The sequence below is a fragment of the Agrobacterium sp. 10T429 genome, assembly GCF_056393925.1.
Genome location: NZ_JBFTGV010000001.1, coordinates 42,922 through 60,384, shown reverse-complemented (window position 1 = coordinate 60,384; position 17,463 = coordinate 42,922). Strand labels below are relative to the sequence as shown.

The following is a 17,463-nucleotide window of genomic DNA, read 5'->3' as shown; positions in this document are numbered from 1 at the left end:
GACCTGCTCAGTCTTCTTCTACGAAAACCTCTTCGCGCTTTTTCTTCACGCTGGGCAGGAAGACAATGATCAGCACGGCCAGAGCAATAAACAGCAGGGTAGCGCTGATCGGTCGGGTGACGAAGGTCGTCGGATCGCCACGTGACAGGATCATGGCGCGTCGCAGGTTTTCCTCCAGCAGCGGCCCAAGCACGAAGCCCAGCAGCAGCGGCGCCGGCTCGCAGCGCAGCTTCACGAGCACATAACCAATGAAGCCGAAGAAGGCGACGGCGTAGAGATCGAAGACGTTGGAATTGACGCTGTAAACCCCGATGGCGCAGAAGGCCATGATGATGGGGAAAAGCACGTAATAAGGCACCGTCAGCAGCTTCACCCAAAGCCCGATCAGGGGCAGGTTTAGGATGACGAGCATCAGATTGCCAATCCACATCGAGGCGATGATGCCCCAGAACAGCGCCGGCTGCTCGGTCGCAACGTTCGGACCGGGCACGATGCCCTGAATGATCATCGCACCGATCATCAGCGCCATCACCGGGTTTGCGGGAATGCCGAGCGTCAGAAGCGGGATGAACGAGGTCTGGGCACCGGCATTATTGGCGGATTCCGGACCGGCAACACCGGCGACCGCACCGTGTCCAAACTCCTCAGGATGCTTGGAGACGCGTTTTTCGACGGTGTAGGATGCGAAGGCAGCGAGAATTGCACCGCCGCCGGGCAGGATGCCTAGTGCCGAACCGATGACCGTACCGCGCAGCACCGGGCCGACCATCGCCTTGAAGTCTTCCTTCGACGGCATCAGGCTGCTGACCTTGGCGATCAGCACCGAGCGCGTGCGCTCGTTTTCGAGATTGCGCAGGATTTCGGCGATACCGAATACACCCACCGCCACCGCAACGAAATTCAGCCCATCGGCATATTCACGGATGCCGAGAGTGAAGCGCGGCGCGCCGCTGTAGATATCCGTACCGACCAGACCAAGCAGCAGGCCAAGCACGACCATGGCCAGCGCCTTGACGATGGAACCATGGGCAAGCGCGATGGATGAGACGAGGCCGACGACCATCAGCGAGAAATATTCCGCCGCGCCGAATTCCAGCGCAATCGCCGTCAAAGGCGGTGCAAAGACTGCCACGAGAAAGGTGGAAACCGTGCCGGCGAAAAACGAGCCGATGGCGGCAATCGCAAGTGCGGCACCCGCCTTGCCCTTGCGCGCCATCTGGTAGCCGTCAATGGCGGTAACGGCGGATGAGGATTCCCCCGGCATGTTGATGAGGATCGCCGTGGTGGAGCCGCCATATTGCGCGCCGTAATAGATGCCTGCGAGCATGATGAGCGATGAGACGGGCTCAAGCTGAAAGGTGATAGGCAACAGCATGGCGATGGTTGCGGTTGCGCCGATGCCCGGCAGCACGCCAATCAGCGTGCCGAGCAGCACGCCAATCAGGCAGAAAAACAGGTTTGCCAGCGACGTGGCCGTGACGAAACCGAGAGCAAGATTATCAAGCAATTCCATTACGGCACCTCAAAATTTAAGCCAGGGGCCGAAGCGCTGGAATGGCAGGCCGAGACCATAATTGAACACAGCAACGGAAAAGACCGTGATGGCGGCGGAAATAATGACGGCCATGAGCGGGCTCATCTTGTGCGAGGCGAAGGCTGCGATAAGGGCGCTGAAAAAAAGCGCCGGTACGAAACCAAGCCCCCGGACCGTGAAACCGAAAAAGATCGGCGCGGGCAGGATGAAAAAAATCCCCCGCCAGGCAATTGCACCGAGGGCATCGCCCTGCACGCGGGTGGCGCGAATGAATATTACTCCGCCAAGCAAAATCAGCACGATTGCCAGAACAAGCGGAAAATAACCCGGCCCCATGCGGAAGGCGGTTCCGATATCCAGCCCGAAAGACTGCAACGCGAAAAAAGCGCCAAAACCGATGAAAATTGCCCCACAGGCTGCCTCGGCAGGGTCAATGAAAAACGACTTCATGAAAGATGCCCCTCCACTGCGGCCGGCCACACACCGTTCCGCGCGTTAAATTGACGGCAAGAAGCCGGCGGCAGGGTGCCGCCGGCAATTGCTTCAACCATCAGTCGGCATATTGGCCGGCGCCCTCGATCACAGGCTTCCAGCGGGCGATTTCGCTTTCAAGCTTGGTCTTGAGCGCTGCGGGCGTCGCATCGGCTTCCGGGGAAGGCGTGGTGCCGAGTTCGGCAAAACGGGCCGCCACGTTCTTGTCCTTCAGCGCGACCTGCAGCGACTTGGAGAGCTTTTCGTTGATCTCAGCCGGTGTACCCTTCGGCGTGTAGATACCGTGCCAGATACCCACCTCAAGCTTCGGCAGGCCCGATTCGGCAACTGTCGGTACGTCCGGCAGCACGTCGAGCCGTTTGGCCGAGGTTACGGCATATGCTTTAACGGTCCCGCCCTGGATTTGCTTGGTGGTGTTGGTAGTCTGGTCGCACATGATATCGACCTGTCCGCCGAGCAGGTCAGTCATGGCCGGGCCTGTGCCCTTGTAGGGAACAGTGACCAGCGGTGTCTCGATCGCGCTCATGAACAACATGCCGCACAGATGCGAAGCAGCACCGATGCCGGCATTGGCAACGGTGACCTTGTCCTTGTTCGCCTTGGCGTAGTCGATCAGACCCTTGAGATCCTTGGTCTCGAGCGTCTTGCGCGACAGAATGGTCATCGGCACTTCCGTGACCAGACCGACATATTCGAAAGCGTTCAGGGTATCATACGCGAGCTTGCGATAAAGCGTGGCGCTCGTCGCCATGCCGATGTGATGCAGCAGAACGGTGTAACCGTCCGGATCCGACGCCGCCACGCGGCCAGCGCCCAGCGTGCCGCCAGCGCCGCCGACATTTTCGACGATGATCTGCTGGCCGAGATCCTTCGACATGGATTCAGCGACAAGACGCGCGACCGTATCTGTCGGGCCACCGGCCGCAAAGGGCACGACCATGGTGATGTTGCGCTCGGGGTAGTTCTGAGCGGATGCAGAAAGCGCAAAAAGGGAAACGGCAGCGGCGGCAGCAAGGCCGGTAACTGTCTTCAGTATTTTCATCGATTCCTCCCGGATGAAAATGTTCGCCACTTCAGCCGCGCATGCTCCTCCATGGCGACCGGGGTGAGCCATTTGCGATCCGGGATTGCCGTTCAGCAACGGCGGTCTTGCGGCAAGGCGCGCTTTTATCGCCATCATGGGCAGCAATGGGTGGATTTCTACCCATACGGGCTCATCCATGGGTGGAAATCCACCCATCACACCTCTGTCATGTGCCGGTGGAGCTCGTATTTCTGCATTTTTTCGTAAAGCGTTTTGCGTGAAATGCCGAGGCTCTCATAGACGGATTTCAGATTTCCGCCGTGGGCGGCGATCGCGCGCGCAATAAGGCTTTTTTCATAAGCGGCGACCCTTGCGGCAAGCGCCGCCTTGCCATCGCCCTCAAATGGCAGCGAGGTTTCGGAGACATCGCTTTCCAGACCGAGAACGAAACGGTCCGCCGCATTGCGCAATTCCCGGACATTGCCCGGCCACTCACGCAGGGAAATGACTGAGAGTAGATGCTGCGGAACGTCCGTATCTTCCCGACCGTAACGGGCAGCAGCCTCCCGCACCAGATGCAGGAAAAGCAGCGGTATGTCGGCACTGCGCTGCGAGAGGGACGGCACGAGAATCGTCGCCACGTTCAGGCGGTAAAGAAGATCGGCACGGAACCGCCCTGCCGCGACTTCCTGCTCCAGATCGACCTTGCTGGTGGCGATGAAGCGGACGTCGAGCTCGACTGTTTCATTGGAGCCAAGACGGGTGATCACCCGTTCCTGCAACACGCGCAGGAACCGGCCCTGCAATTCAAAGGGCATGGAGCCGATCTCGTCCAGCAATATGGTGCCGCCGCGGGCATGCTCGAACTTGCCGTAGCGCGGGCGCAGCGCGCCGGGAAAAGCGCCAGCCTCGTGGCCGAACAGCTCGCTTTCGATCAGCGTTTGCGGAAGGGCGGCACAATTGATGGCGACAAAGGGCCGGTTGGCTCTGGCGCTGATATCGTGAAGTGCGCGCGCCACCACTTCCTTGCCCGCACCGGTATCGCCGACAATGAGCGTATCGGCATCCGTCGCACCGATGGCGCGAATGCGGTAACGCAGATCGACCATGACCTGGGTTCTGCCGGGCAGACGCGTTTCGAGATCGTCATGCTTGCCCGCCACCGCCTTCAGGCGGCGGTTTTCCAGTACCAGTGCCCGCCGGTCGTTGGCTCTTTTTATGATGCCGGCGAGATATTGCGGGGTGAAGGGCTTTTCGATGAAGTCATAAGCACCGTTGCGCATGGCATTGACGGCAAGCTGCACATCGCCATGGCCCGTCATCAGGATGACAGGTATTTCCGGGTCAAGCTCCCGCACCTTCTGCAGCAGCGTCATGCCATCCATGCCGGGCATCCTGATATCGCTGACCACGACGCCATCGAAGCTGTAGCCGATGAGTTCGAGCGCATGTTCGGCGCTCGCCAGCATGGTGACCGCAAAACCTGAAAGTTCCAGCGCCTGCGCGGTGGAAAAGCGCAGTTCCTCCTCGTCATCAATCAACAGAACCCGCGACATGGTCATTCCGCCGCCACCTCCACACGATAGGCTGCTGCCGGTAATTCGATCTCGAATTCCGCGCCGCCGTCTTCATGGTTTCTGACACGCAGCTGGCCGCCAAAATCCTTGATGATGTTGTAGGTGATGGAAAGGCCGAGACCCAGGCCACGGCCCACGCCCTTGGTGGTGAAGAAGGGATCGAAGATGCGCTCCGAAATCGCCGGAGGAACGCCCGGACCTCGGTCACGAATGAAAATCGACACCGTCTGACCGTGCAGCACGGCTTTCAAAGCGATGCGACGATCCTCGCGCCCTTCCACCGCATCGGCGGCATTGGAGATGATGTTGACCAGCACCTGCTGCAGCCGCACCGGCCCGGCCTTCACCGCAAGCGGCACCGGACCAAGATCAACATCCAGCACCGCATCGGCGGCCTTCAGCCGTGCTCCAACAATTTCCAGCGTATCGCGAAGGACAGCATCGAGCGCGACCGCAGCCATTTTCTCATTGGGTTTGCGGGCAAAATTTCTCAGATGCCTGCTGATAGAAGCCATGCGATCGATAAGGCCCGAAATACGCCTGAGGTTTTCCGTCACCTCTTCCAGACGTCCACGTTCCACGAGAAGAGAGGCGTTTTCCGCATAATTCTTGGCGGCTGCGAGCGGCTGGTTGAACTCGTGCGAAAGTGCTGCCGACATTTGTCCGAGCGCTGCAAGCTTGCCCGCCTGAACCAGGTCATTCTGCATCTTGCGCAATTGTTTCTCCGTCTGGCGGCGCTCGGCGATTTCGTGTTCGATCTCACGGTTCACCCGCGCGAGATCGGCTGTGCGCTCCTCCACCCGCCGCTCCAGCTCCGCCTGAGCTTCGGCCTGGTGGGTCAGGCGTTCACGCAGGCGCCGCCGTCTTTGCAGCATGGCGGCGACCACGGCAGCGGCAAGACACAGGCAGAGGATGATCGCGATCATCGCCGTCTTGACCTGCGTCCTGAGTGAGCCGGTATCCATCAGCACGCTGACCGTCCAGCCCGCGTCGGGCATCGGCTGCGACAGGACGAGATATTCCCGGTCACCGTCGTTCTGGCTGATCGTCATCAACTGATGAGAGCCGAAATTGCCGTTTTTCAGCGGCAGTTCCTTCAGGTCGGCATTGGCGTAACGCCGGGATGCCGCCGTGCGCGCAAGCCTTTCCGGTGTCAGCGGCATCAGGCCGGAATAAAGCCACTGCGGCGTTCCGGTCATGAAGATGATGCCTTCCGGGTCCGATACGAGAATGCGGTTTTCACCATCGCCGAACGACGCCTCTATGCCTTCAATATCGACCTTGAAGACGATGACGCCCTTGATCTCCTCGTTGAAGAGAATAGGCGCGGAAAAATAATAACCGCGCTTGTGGGAGGTGGTGCCTAGCGCAAAGAAACGCGACGGGAAGCCCTTGACGGCATCCTGAAAATAGGGACGGTAGCTGAAATTCTCACCGACGAAGCTCGTGGGTCCATCATAGTTACTGGCGGCGATGGTCACTCCGTCCAGCGTGATGATGTAGATGTCGGAGGATTCCAGCAATGTATTGATGGATTTGAGATAGATATTGGCGCGCTGGCGCATCGCCTCATCCTGCGGATGCGCGACAAGCTCCTCAATGTCGTCGTGATCGGCGATCAGGGCGGGCAGCGGCTCGAAACGGCTCAAAAGCCCGCCAAGAGCCGAGACGGCCAGCCTGAGGGTGGTGCGGCCCTGATCGGAGACTTCGCCGAAATAGCTTTCCGCAATGATGCCGCTGCCCTTGGTCACGGCGCCGTAACCGAGGCCGAGGCTGAGCAGCGTCAATAAAATCCAGCGATATTTCACCGAAGCCCCCCTCCCCGTTGCAGGCACCAGACCTGCTCTCCCGAACAGAGTGTAGGAGGAGTGATCGGATTTTCCAAGTAACCGAAAAAAGCAGCTAAACGGCCTGAAAACAAAAAAAACCGGCCACGAGGGYCGGTTTTCCGTAAAGATTATTTCAGAAAGCTTATGCGCTTTCCTTCGGCGTCAGAACCTGACGACCGCGATACATACCGGTCTTCAGATCGATATGGTGCGGACGGCGCAGTTCGCCGGAGTTCTTGTCTTCAACGTAGGTCGAAGCCTTGAGACCGTCAGCCGAGCGGCGCATGCCGCGCTTGGACGGGCTTGTTTTTCTTTTTGGTACAGCCATTTTTGTTACTCCACTTTAGCGGCGAAACAACGTAACCGGCCATAACCAAAGGCCGAATGTCGGGTGTCTCGATATCGGAAATTTGGCGCGCTTATACATGCCCAAACGGGCTTTGACCAGCCCTGACGCGCATTTTTTCCGATTAAGCCGGTTTGCTGCGACGGGCGGGCGGCAGGCCTTTGCAAATCATGCTTCACTTCCTATCAAAAACCATAAGTTCCCTAAAGTGGTTCATGTCCCTGAATTCACAGAAAGCTGGCGCGCGCATCTCGATTATCGGCGCTGCCGCACGCAGTTTTTCCAGCTCTTCATCCAGCATCGCCTGCCATCGAGGCAGGCACTCCGGATCGAACCAGCGCGTGACATAAGCCAGCGTAATATGGAATTGGTAGGTGTTGTGATCGGGATGCCGATAACCGAAAGCTTCGGCAAAGGTATCCCGCCACAGCGCAATGATCCGGTCGTCTTCGGCGCTGGCACCCTTCAGCACCAGCCCCGTCGGCTTGAGACCAGTCACCTGCATATTGAAACCAGGCAGGCCCGGAAAATCCGCCAGACGATCGCAATAATACTCCGTCATCGTGTCGATCGGAGTATCGAGTGGCATATCTTCCGGCCAGTAGGGAAATGCACGGCGATATTCGATAATGCCCTGAAATACCGTCATATGCAGGCTGGAAACCGGCGTGAAGGCGAGCTGCGATGCCTCGGGCATATCCAGAAAACGCTGGCGTGTCCCGATGATTGCGCTTTCGGTTTTCGACCCTTCAACGAGATGGCAAACCACGGTATTGCCCGGCTCGAGCAGGAATTCACCATCCGTATTATAGCGGCGACCCAAATGGCGCGGCGGCTGATCGTGGCTGGCAGCGGAAAAAGATTCCAGATCTTTTGAAACGAGCGGGGCGTGCATGGGGAACTCCTTTTGAGACGTTTCCCCTAATCTGCGCACGCAACAAACCAATGACACCCATCGGTCAATGGCCGGTCAATTCCCGTCAATGCGCCTCGTCCCAGTTGTCGGCCGCGCGGGCATCCACCTTGAGCGGAACCCTCATGGAAATAGCCGGCATGGCTGCATTTTCCATCACCGAGACGACGATGGGCAGTGTCTTTTCGATTTCCCCTTCCTCGACTTCGAAGATGAGTTCGTCATGTACCTGCAGCAGCATGCGGGCGGAAAGCTTTTCCGCCTCCAGCACCGGCTCGATACGGACCATCGMACGGCGGATGATATCGGCTGCAGACCCCTGGATTGGTGCGTTGATGGCTGCACGCTCGTTGAAGGCCTTCATGGAAGGGTTGGAGGAGCGGATTTCCGGATAATGCGCGCGGCGGCCGAAAATCGTCTCGACATAGCCGTTCTCGCGGGCGAAAGCCTTGGTCGCTTCCATGTAATCGCGAATGCCAGGAAAACGCTCGAAATATTTCTTGATATATTCGCCCGCTTCGGAGCGCGCGATGCTGAGCTGGTTGGCGAGGCCGAAAGCGGAAATACCGTAGATGATGCCGAAGTTGATGGCCTTGGCACGTCGGCGCACTTCAGACGGCATGCCTTCCACCGGCACCCCGAACATTTCCGATGCGGTCATCGCATGAATGTCGATGCCGTTTTCGAATGCGCTGCGAAGCTGCGGAATGTCGGCGACATGGGCAAGCACACGTAGCTCGATCTGGCTGTAATCGGCGGAAAGAAGCTTGTGTCCGGGTGTGGAGATGAAGGCCGTGCGGATCTTGCGACCTTCCGCCGTGCGCACCGGAATGTTCTGAAGGTTCGGCTCCGAGGACGACAGGCGCCCCGTGGTGGTGGAGGCCAGCGCGTAGGACGTGTGCACCCGTTTCGTCTGCGGATGGACATATCCGGGAAGCGCATCCGTATAGGTCGATTTCAGCTTGGTCAGCTGCCGCCAGTCGACGATCTTTCGCGGTAATTCGGCACCTTCCGCCGCCAGATCTTCGAGAACCTGCGCCGATGTCGACCATTGGCCCGTCTTGGTCTTGGAGCCGCCAGGCAGGCCCATCCTGCCGAACAGGATATCGCCGAGCTGCTTTGGCGATCCGATGTTGAAACGCTCGCCTGCCAGTTGGTAGACTTCCTCTTCGAAAGCAGCCGCCTTCTGGGCGAGTTCACCGGAGAGACGCGACAGGATCTGTCGGTCCACGGTGATGCCACGCTCCTCCATATGCGCCAGTACAGGCACCAGAGGGCGCTCCAGCCGCTCATACACACTGGTCAGCCGCTCTGCGGCAAGCCGGGGCTTCAGCACCATCCACAGCCGCAGGGTGACATCCGCGTCTTCGGCGGCGTAAGCGGTCGCCTTGTCAATATCGACGAAATCGAAGGTGATGCTCGACTTGCCCGATCCCGCCACGTCCTTGTAGGCGATCGGCGTGTGGCCGAGCCAGCGTTCGGAAAGCGTATCCATGCCATGCGTGGTTTTTCCCGCCTCAAGAACGTAGGAAATCAGCATGGTATCGTCGAAACTCTGCATGACGACGCCGTGGCGCTTCATCAGCAGGTAGTCATATTTGAGGTTCTGCGCGATTTTCAGAACGGCTTCATCCTCAAGAAGATCCTTCAAACGTGCCAGCGCCTCGGCAAACGGCACCTGTCCTTCAGCAAGCCTGATGCCATCGCTGAAAAGATCGCCACCGGAGCCGGTCTTGTGCGTCAATGGCACATAGGCAGCGCGGATATCGGTGCCTGAGGCATCCTTGCCGTTATCGGCAATCGCCAGCGAGAAACCGACGAGTTCCGCCTGCATGGGGTCGAGCGAGGTCGTTTCCGTGTCGAAGGCGACGACACCTGTTTCGCGGGCAGCGGCAACCCAACGATCCAGCTCCGCCAGATCCCTGATCGTCGTATAGGCGGTCGTGTCGATCTTGGCAGCGGAGAAAACCGTCTGCCGTGCCGTGGCGAGATCGGTGGGCGCACTGCCCTCCCCTGTCACCTTCCGTGCCGGAGCGGTGGTTGACGCCGGCACAGCGGTCTTGTCATCAGCTGCGGCAACTGCAGGCGCGGCGTCGAGGTCTGGTCCATGGGCATCAGCGCCCCATTGCACCGGCACATTGGCGGCTTCGATGGCCGAGGCATCGCTATCGGTGGCTTCAGCTACCCGGCGCGTCAGCGTCGTGAACTCCATCGCCTTCAGGAAAGCGATGAGTTTCGGGCCGTTCTGCGGTTCGAGCACCAGTTCTTCCAGAGACTGCTCCAGCGGCACATCGGTTCTGAGCGCCACGAGCTGTCTGGAAAGGCGGGCAAGATCGGCATTGGCGATGATATTCTCGCGGCGTTTCTGCTGCTTGATTTCTCCTGCCCGCGCCAGCAGCGTGTCGAGATCTCCGTATTCTTCCAACAATTGCGCGGCCGTTTTCGGCCCGATACCAGGAATACCCGGAACATTATCGGTGGAATCGCCGGTCATCGCCTGAAGGTCGATCATCTTTTCCGGGGCTACACCCCATTTTTCGACGACATCGGGAACGCCGATCTGCTTGTCCTTCATGGCGTCGTACATATGCACATTGGCCGTGACGAGCTGCATCAGATCCTTGTCGGAAGAAATGATGGTGACATCGGCGCCAATCGCCTCCGCCTGACGGGCGTAAGTGGCGATGATGTCATCCGCCTCGAAGCCTTCCGTCTCAATGCAGGGAAGGTTGAAGGCCCGTGTCGCCTCGCGGATCAGGCCAAACTGCGGCACCAGATCTTCCGGCGGTGCGGTGCGGTTGGCCTTGTATAGATCGTACAGCTCGTTGCGGAAGGTTTTCGACGAATAGTCGAAAATCACGGCAAAATGCGTGGGCGTGACGCCGACATCAGTATTGCGCGCATCCTTCAGGAGCTTCCACAACATGTTGCAGAAGCCGGAAACGGCGTTGACCGGCAGCCCATCCGACTTGCGGTTCAGCGGGGGAATGGCATGGAACGCCCGGAAAATGAAACCGGAGCCGTCAACGAGGAAGAGATGATCGCCTTTTTTCATGGCGATATGGATAGCGCGGGGCCGTTTTGACGTCCACAGAAAGTTCAAACAACGCACCGCAAAGCGCACGGGGCTAAGCCGCTGGAGGCACCGGCAAAATTCGAGTGAACCTTACGAATTTGTAATAGATTTTCCCTTGAAAAGCCGCATTTGCACACACATTTCTTAGGGGACGGCGCCTGATCACGCCGTAGTCTGATTGTAGGCTCGTCCCCCGCCGCATCAGACCGGACAAAGGCCTTTCCCCCCTCTCCGGGCCTTTGTCCTCTTATATGACCGCCATGGCCGTCCCCTCCCGGCCATGGCGGTTTTTATTTGTGCCGGGTTTCTGACTGGCATAAACATATCATGCGATACATATCCCACTATCGAAATCGCGCGATTGCGCCGACCAGATGCCAGACGGATTGATGAATGGGTTTTTCCCGGGACGAATCGGCGATCTATCTCGCCGCAAAAATGGCGAGGGAATTCACCATGGCGCTCCAGAAGAGAGCCGCCGCGCTGGGGTTTTCTCCTGGACAATTCCCCATCCTCATCGAACTGTGGCATGAGGAGGGACTGACGCAACGGCAATTGCTGGATAGAATCGACGTGGAGCAGGCGACGCTTGCCAATACGCTGTCCCGCATGGAGCGCGACGGGCTGATCGTGCGCAAATCCCACCCAAGCGACCGCCGCGCGCAGATCATCGAACTTACCCAGCGCGGCAGGGATCTCGAGGCGAACGCCATTGCCGCTTCCGAAGCCACGGAAGATACGCTGCTGGCGGATTTCCGCCGTTTCGAAAAGCAGCTTCTGCTGGAATATATGCGCCGGGCGATCGACCGCGCCAAAAAAGCGAAATAGCATTTACAACTCGAAACGCTTTCTTTGCTCCTGGCCTTCTATCGCCTGCAGCCTCCAAGGTTTTGTTTCCGCGCAGTTTAGGCGGAAAACCACTTCGCACTTTTCCTGAACTGCTCTATCGTTCCGGCGGCTGCGCGCTTGCCGATTCAACGACACGTCAGCCCCTTGTTCCCACGCGATGCGCGATACCAGGATGTTTCGTCCATCGCCGGGTTGCGACAGACATGACAGGATCAGCGATGACAGACGTTTCCCCCATTCTTTCCACGGCCGACGACAACCTCACCTCCAGCCTCGAGCGATTGTTCGAACTGGTGCGCATCCCGTCCATTTCCACGGACCCCGCCTATAAGGCGGAGTGCCGCAAGGCGGCGGAATGGCTGGTCAGAACGCTTGAATCACTGGGCTTTGCGGCTTCCGTTCGCGACACGGCCGGTCATCCAATGGTGGTGGCGCATCACGACGCCGCGACAAAAGACGCGCCGCATGTGCTTTTCTACGGCCATTACGACGTGCAGCCGGTCGATCCGCTAAATCTTTGGGAAAACGATCCGTTCGAACCCGCCGTGAAAGATATCGGCGGCGGCCGGCAGGTGATCACCGGGCGTGGAACGGCTGATGACAAGGGTCAGCTGATGACCTTCGTGGAAGCCTGCCGGGCCTATAAGGCAGTCAATGGCAGTCTGCCCGTGCGCGTCACCATTCTTTTCGAGGGCGAGGAAGAATCCGGTTCGCCTTCGCTGAAGCCGTTCCTCGACGCCAATGCCGATGAGCTGAAGGCCGATTATGCACTGGTATGCGATACCAGCATGTGGGACCGCGATACGCCCGCCATCGCCGCCGCCCTTCGCGGCCTGGTCGGCGAGGAAATCACAATCACGGCGGCCGACCGCGACCTGCATTCGGGCCTTTTCGGTGGTGCGGCCGCAAATCCCATTCACATCCTGACCGATATTCTCGCCGGCCTGCATGATGAGACCGGCCGCGTGACACTTGCCGGCTTCTATGACGGCGTGGAAGAAACCCCCGCCAACATCAAGGCTTCCTGGGAGACGTTGGGCCGCACCGCCGAAGCCTTCCTCGGCGAAGTCGGCCTCTCGATTCCATCGGGCGAAAAGGGCCGCTCCGTGCTGGAGCAGACCTGGGCTCGTCCAACGGCGGAAGTCAACGGCATCATCGGCGGCTATACCGGCGACGGCTTCAAGACGGTTATCGCCGCAAAGGCCTCTGCTAAAGTGTCCTTCCGTCTCGTCGGAGAGCAAGACCCGAAAGCGGTCCGCGAGATCTTCCGGAACTATGTCCGCTCCAAAATTCCAGCCGATTGCTCGGTGGAATTTCACGAGCATGGTGCATCGCCGGCTATCCAGCTTTCCTATGATTCGCCAGTGCTGACGAAGGCGAAAAACGCGCTTTCGGAAGAGTGGCCCAAACCTGCCGTCGTGATCGGCATGGGGGGCTCGATCCCCATCGTCGGCGATTTCCAGAAGATGCTGGGCATGGATTCGCTGCTCGTCGGTTTCGGCCTTACCGATGACCGCATTCATTCGCCGAATGAAAAATATGACCTGCAGTCGTTCCACAAGGGCATCCGCTCTTGGATCCGCATTCTAGACGCCCTGGCCGCGAAGTAGTCAAAAAGAAAGGAGGCGCCGGTTACCCGATGCCTCCCCGTTCTCTTATATTTTGGTGGTTCAAAACAAAAAGGCCGGGCAAGCCCGACCTTTCCATCCGTTTTTCGTCAGTGCCAGTACATCCGTGGTCAAAGCGTTCAAACGGTCCGATGCTCCAGAGCGCGCCAACAAAGTCGACGCTGCTTTTCACGATCAGGATCGGCTGCTTTGGTTAATCTTTGGTTAACGCAACAACAGCGGCACTTTAAAAGCACCAGCCTGACAATTCCGTGCGGAGCACTGTGAACCCTATATTGGTATGCACTCCAGCTTTTTCAAGAGCGGCCGGACCCGGTACACCTTCCAAAAGAAAAAGGCCGGAAAAATCCGGCCTTTCATATTCATGCGAATGACCCGTTCAGGCCAAGCCGCTTATCAGGAAGCGACGAGCTCGCCTGCAGACATCTTGCCCGAGCGACGGTCCTGCGTCAGCTCGTAGGAGAGCTTCTGACCGTCGTTGAGGGAGGTCATACCAGCGCGCTCAACGGCGGAGATGTGAACGAATACGTCCTGCGAACCGTCGTCAGGCTGAATGAAGCCGTAGCCCTTGGTTGCGTTGAACCACTTTACTGTACCAGTCGCCATAACGATTTCCTTCCGTTGGCAAATTGTATTTGCACTGCGCGCAGTGCGGTCTTGGGTCGAATTTGAAGGAAAGATCGTCGTGTGCACCTAAAAAAGGCGCCGAAGCTCTGGTCGTCAAACAAATATCGATGCGCGAACACCTAGGTTGGAAGGGCCTGAAAGTCAAGTTTCTTTGAAAAAGCCCGGCGATTTTTGTGAAGCGTCGGCAAATGAAAGTCGCGGGAAACAAGGCCTTAAACAGCAAAAACCCGGCGCGGGAGGAGGTGCGCCGGGTTCTTGAAACTGACTGACAATTGGGAGGAGGAGTATTGTCAGTCCAATCGGGCGACGCTGGGAGGAGGAGTGCGTCGCTTCGATGATTTGAAGATACAGGATCTCCGCTCAAAAAACAGACGTTTCATCGCAGCGCAGCATTGCATAAAACGCATAGCTATTTCGCGACACCTTGAAGCCTCTTGGCATACCGCCTAATAAATACGCATGACCATCGAATCCGTCAGAGCGTTTTTCACCGAGAATTCCCCCGAAGTGACCGTTATCGAAACGGAAACGAGTTCGGCGACAGTCGCTTTGGCTGCCGAAGCGCACGGCGTCGATCCCGACCAGATTGCCAAAACGATCTGCCTGAAGGCGGGCGACACAATTCTTCTCGTCGTTGCCGCCGGCACGAAACGGCTCGACAATCGTAAATTCCGCGATCATTTCGGCGCCAAGCCGCGCATGCTCGGAGCGGAAGAAGTCGTTGCGGTTACCAGCCATCCCGTCGGCGGCGTGTGTCCTTTCGGATTGCCTTCGCCCCTTCCGGTGTTTTGCGACATATCCCTGAAAAACTATCCCGAGGTGGTTCCGGCAGCGGGTGCCACCAATGCGGCGGTGAGGATTTCGCCTGACATGATGGCACGACTGACGGGAGCGGAATGGGTCGACGTCTGCCAATGACGCCGATTTGATCCGGCGAGGACTTAACCCCGCCTTAAATTGCCGCATTTAAACTCTTCATCCTGGATTAAGGATCGCGCAGGCATAGAAGCCTGAAGTGCGAACGGTTTCGCGAATATAAGKAGCGACTTCGGCTGGATGGCAGGCAAGGGTAAATCACGCGATCGGGTAGAGCCTTCCTTCGGGGATTTCCACGAATCCGGTGACGATCTGCGTCTTGATGCCAGCGAGCGCATTGGCGGAACCGCAAAGCAGCCCGCCAGAAAACCGAAGTCCACATCCGGCCGCGCCAAACCGCAAAAAAAGGAAAAGCGCACACGCAGTTCCGGCGGTGGCGCAACAGGCTTTATCCGGTCCCTCGTTTACTGGTGCATCGTGCTCGGCATCTGGGGCGGTATCGGCGTTGCCGGTCTTGTCCTTTATTACGGCGCGCGCATGCCGAGTGCCAGCAGTTGGACCATTCCCGAACGCCCTCCGAATGTGAAGATCGTTTCGGTGAACGGCAGCGTGCTTGCCAATCGCGGCACCACGGGTGGCGAGGCTCTCGCGCTTGAAGACATGTCGCCCTACCTTCCACAAGCGGTCATGGCGATCGAAGACCGGCGGTTCTATTCCCATTTCGGTGTGGATCCGCTCGGCCTGGCCCGCGCCATCGTGACCAATGTGATGACGGGACGAACAGTGCAGGGCGGCTCGACGCTGACGCAGCAGCTGGCAAAAAACCTCTTCCTCTCACAGGACCGGACGCTGGAGCGCAAGGTGCAGGAAGTGCTGCTGGCCTTCTGGCTGGAGCATAAATACACCAAGGACCAGATCCTCGCGATGTATCTCAACCGCGTTTATTTCGGTTCCAACGCCTTTGGCGTCGAAGCCGCTTCCAGACGCTACTTCAACAAATCCGCGCGCGACGTCAATCTTGGCGAGGCGGCAACGCTTGCCGGACTTCTCAAGGCCCCCTCGCGCCTCTCACCGGCGCGCGACCCGCAGGCGGCGGAGGAGCGGGCGCAGGTCGTTCTGAGATCCATGCGCGATGTCGGGTTCATCACCGATGACGAGATCAAGACCGCGATGTCGCAGCCGCCGACCAAGGCCAAACGTTTCTGGTCCGGTGCCGAACATTACGCTGCCGATATGGTGATGGAGGAAGTTCGTGGCCTGATTGGCGACGTCAAGCAGGACATCGTCGTCGATACGACCATCGACCCCAATCTTGAACGCGACGCCGAAAAAGCACTGACCCATGTTCTCCAGGGTGATGGTAAAAAGCAGGGCGCTTCGCAAGCGGCTCTCGTTTCCATCGATGGCACAGGCGCAATCCGGGCCGTGGTCGGCGGGGCGGATTATGCCGAAAGCCAGTTCAACCGGGCTGCCAAGGCGAAACGGCAACCCGGATCGGCGTTCAAACCCTTCGTATACGTCGCCGCGCTCGAATCGGGTCTGACCCCCAGTACCATTCGCAATGACGGGCCGGTCCGCATCGGAAACTGGACACCGGAAAATTACGAGAAGAAATATCGTGGCGAAGTGACGCTTGCCACTGCGCTTGCCAATTCACTGAACACGATCGCCGCGCAGCTGGTGATGGAAGTCGGTCCTGAGCGGGTGACGCAGGTGGCGCATCGCATGGGCATAGAATCGGAGCTGCAGAACAACGCCTCCATCGCACTCGGCACCTCGGAAGTGTCGCTGATGGAGCTGACCGCCTCCTACGCTCCCTTCATGAATGGCGGCTACAAGGCGACGCCGCATATCGTCAAACGCATCTCCGATGCCGACGGCAAGGTGCTTTATGAAAACAGATACGACAACCCGCCCCGCGTGCTGAGCGAGGAGATCGCCGCGACGATGAACGGCATGTTGTCGCGCGTCATCACCGAAGGAACAGGGAAAGCCGCCCGCCTCCAGGGTTGGCAGGCAGCGGGAAAATCCGGCACGACACAGTCTTTCCGCGACGCGCTTTTTGTCGGCTACACAAGCAACCTGACAACGGGCGTCTGGTTCGGCAAAGACGACGGCACATCGATGAAAAAGGTCACCGGCGGCGGCTTGCCTGCAAAGGCCTGGAAAGATTTCATGACCGCCGCCCATTCCGGGCTCTCGCCATCGCCGCTCTTCGGTCTCGGCGCAGGCGGCGTGCCGCCGCTTGGCGAAATACAGCAACCGGCGCCCGAGAGCGCGCCCTCCTCCATCGGCGACATCATTTCCAATGCTCTCGGCGGCGGCGGAACGACAAACACTCGAGCCTATCCCGAAGCGCCCGTCTCGCCAAACGCTGGTCAGCCGGGCGTCCCCATGCCGCCTGGAAACATCCCTTCCCGCGATATCGAACCCGGCTATTCAGCCGACAATGGACCTGTGCCGCCAGCCGATATCGGCGGCCGGGCGCCGGCAACTTCCGGGCCGAAGCAGACGACCCTTCTTGATATTCTGATGGGAAATTAATTGCCTTTTGGGTAATCGGCTCGCCGGTTACCCGCCAAGCGATGGGCAGGCAACGATCCTGTCGCCTTTCCCGCAAATACTCAATTTTCCAAAGACTTGATTACACCGAATGGGCAACCAACGCAGCCAAGAGCGGAGACCGCACTTGTGTTTGCAACATATGCGTGCATCCACGTTAACCGTAGATTGCTATTTGCGCAAAAACGAT

Annotated in this window: 13 protein-coding genes; 4 read left to right on the top strand and 9 right to left on the bottom strand. The window is 58.6% G+C overall.

Translation table 11 applies throughout. The features are described 5' to 3' along the window. Nucleotides 1-7: 7 nt before the first annotated feature. The 8 genes from AC1DCP_RS00270 to polA all read right to left on the bottom strand — a co-directional run bounded on the left by AC1DCP_RS00270 (nucleotide 8) and on the right by polA (nucleotide 10,770). Complete coding sequence (locus AC1DCP_RS00270; protein ID WP_013635241.1) at nucleotides 8-1,513, bottom strand: tripartite tricarboxylate transporter permease; 1,506 nt, start codon at nucleotides 1,511-1,513, stop codon at nucleotides 8-10. 9 nt (nucleotides 1,514-1,522) lie between these two features. Beyond that, nucleotides 1,523-1,984, bottom strand: a complete 462-nt coding sequence (locus AC1DCP_RS00265; protein ID WP_003514354.1) for a tripartite tricarboxylate transporter TctB family protein — start codon at nucleotides 1,982-1,984, stop codon at nucleotides 1,523-1,525. Between the two features lie 100 nt (nucleotides 1,985-2,084). Further along, nucleotides 2,085-3,068: a tripartite tricarboxylate transporter substrate-binding protein gene (locus tag AC1DCP_RS00260; protein ID WP_026330668.1), complete on the bottom strand. Its 984-nt coding sequence runs from the start codon at nucleotides 3,066-3,068 to the stop codon at nucleotides 2,085-2,087. A gap of 197 nt (nucleotides 3,069-3,265) precedes the next feature. Beyond that, nucleotides 3,266-4,612 carry a sigma-54-dependent transcriptional regulator gene (locus AC1DCP_RS00255; protein ID WP_019564551.1) on the bottom strand — a complete coding sequence of 449 codons (1,347 nt, stop codon included), beginning with the start codon at nucleotides 4,610-4,612 and terminating at the stop codon, nucleotides 3,266-3,268. Continuing rightward, nucleotides 4,609-6,435, bottom strand: coding sequence for a sensor histidine kinase (locus AC1DCP_RS00250; protein ID WP_065688446.1), 1,827 nt, complete (start codon nucleotides 6,433-6,435; stop codon nucleotides 4,609-4,611). Before AC1DCP_RS00250 ends, AC1DCP_RS00255 begins: the two co-directional genes overlap by 4 nt. 163 nt (nucleotides 6,436-6,598) lie before the next feature. Further along, nucleotides 6,599-6,784, bottom strand: a complete 186-nt coding sequence (rpmF, locus tag AC1DCP_RS00245) for a 50S ribosomal protein L32 (protein WP_003514347.1) — start codon at nucleotides 6,782-6,784, stop codon at nucleotides 6,599-6,601. Between the two features lie 193 nt (nucleotides 6,785-6,977). Continuing rightward, entirely contained in the window at nucleotides 6,978-7,697 is a 720-nt protein-coding gene (locus AC1DCP_RS00240) for a DUF1868 domain-containing protein (protein ID WP_112153158.1), read from the bottom strand. An 85-nt stretch (nucleotides 7,698-7,782) separates the two neighbouring features. Continuing rightward, nucleotides 7,783-10,770, bottom strand: coding sequence for a DNA polymerase I (polA, locus tag AC1DCP_RS00235; RefSeq protein ID WP_476774109.1), 2,988 nt, complete (start codon nucleotides 10,768-10,770; stop codon nucleotides 7,783-7,785). 414 nt (nucleotides 10,771-11,184) lie between these two features. Between polA and AC1DCP_RS00230 the strand changes: the two genes are divergently transcribed. Together AC1DCP_RS00230 and AC1DCP_RS00225 are read left to right on the top strand one after the other, a co-directional pair. Then, nucleotides 11,185-11,619 (top strand): MarR family winged helix-turn-helix transcriptional regulator, encoded by a 435-nt coding sequence (locus tag AC1DCP_RS00230; protein ID WP_003514340.1) that lies wholly within the window; start codon nucleotides 11,185-11,187, stop codon nucleotides 11,617-11,619. A 239-nt stretch (nucleotides 11,620-11,858) separates the two neighbouring features. Further along, nucleotides 11,859-13,250 (top strand): dipeptidase, encoded by a 1,392-nt coding sequence (locus AC1DCP_RS00225; RefSeq protein WP_065688449.1) that lies wholly within the window; start codon nucleotides 11,859-11,861, stop codon nucleotides 13,248-13,250. Nucleotides 13,251-13,664: 414 nt separating this feature from the next. Here AC1DCP_RS00225 and AC1DCP_RS00220 read toward each other — a convergent pair whose 3' ends face one another. Next, entirely contained in the window at nucleotides 13,665-13,874 is a 210-nt protein-coding gene (locus AC1DCP_RS00220) for a cold-shock protein (protein ID WP_003514335.1), read from the bottom strand. 480 nt (nucleotides 13,875-14,354) lie between these two features. On the opposite strand from AC1DCP_RS00220, the gene AC1DCP_RS00215 reads away from it, so the two are divergent. Beyond that, on the top strand, nucleotides 14,355-14,813 hold the full coding sequence (locus AC1DCP_RS00215) for a YbaK/EbsC family protein (protein ID WP_019564557.1): 459 nt from the start codon (nucleotides 14,355-14,357) through the stop codon (nucleotides 14,811-14,813). A gap of 138 nt (nucleotides 14,814-14,951) precedes the next feature. Beyond that, the gene (locus AC1DCP_RS00210) at nucleotides 14,952-17,255 is read left to right on the top strand and encodes a transglycosylase domain-containing protein (protein ID WP_112153156.1); all 2,304 of its coding nucleotides are present in this window, start codon (nucleotides 14,952-14,954) and stop codon (nucleotides 17,253-17,255) included. Nucleotides 17,256-17,463 lie beyond the last annotated feature (208 nt).

Bases quoted from the DNA above. Each gene is read 5' to 3' on its own strand.
- AC1DCP_RS00225 (WP_065688449.1), top strand. From the start codon at position 11,859: ATGACAGACGTTTCCCCCATTCTTTCCACGGCCGACGACAACCTCACC.
- AC1DCP_RS00220 (WP_003514335.1), bottom strand. From the start codon at position 13,874: ATGGCGACTGGTACAGTAAAGTGGTTCAACGCAACCAAGGGCTACGGC.
- AC1DCP_RS00215 (WP_019564557.1), top strand. From the start codon at position 14,355: ATGACCATCGAATCCGTCAGAGCGTTTTTCACCGAGAATTCCCCCGAA.
- AC1DCP_RS00230 (WP_003514340.1), top strand. From the start codon at position 11,185: ATGGGTTTTTCCCGGGACGAATCGGCGATCTATCTCGCCGCAAAAATG.
- AC1DCP_RS00260 (WP_026330668.1), bottom strand. From the start codon at position 3,068: ATGAAAATACTGAAGACAGTTACCGGCCTTGCTGCCGCCGCTGCCGTT.
- rpmF (WP_003514347.1), bottom strand. From the start codon at position 6,784: ATGGCTGTACCAAAAAGAAAAACAAGCCCGTCCAAGCGCGGCATGCGC.
- AC1DCP_RS00255 (WP_019564551.1), bottom strand. From the start codon at position 4,612: ATGACCATGTCGCGGGTTCTGTTGATTGATGACGAGGAGGAACTGCGC.
- AC1DCP_RS00265 (WP_003514354.1), bottom strand. From the start codon at position 1,984: ATGAAGTCGTTTTTCATTGACCCTGCCGAGGCAGCCTGTGGGGCAATT.
- AC1DCP_RS00270 (WP_013635241.1), bottom strand. From the start codon at position 1,513: ATGGAATTGCTTGATAATCTTGCTCTCGGTTTCGTCACGGCCACGTCG.
- AC1DCP_RS00210 (WP_112153156.1), top strand. From the start codon at position 14,952: ATGGCAGGCAAGGGTAAATCACGCGATCGGGTAGAGCCTTCCTTCGGG.
- AC1DCP_RS00240 (WP_112153158.1), bottom strand. From the start codon at position 7,697: ATGCACGCCCCGCTCGTTTCAAAAGATCTGGAATCTTTTTCCGCTGCC.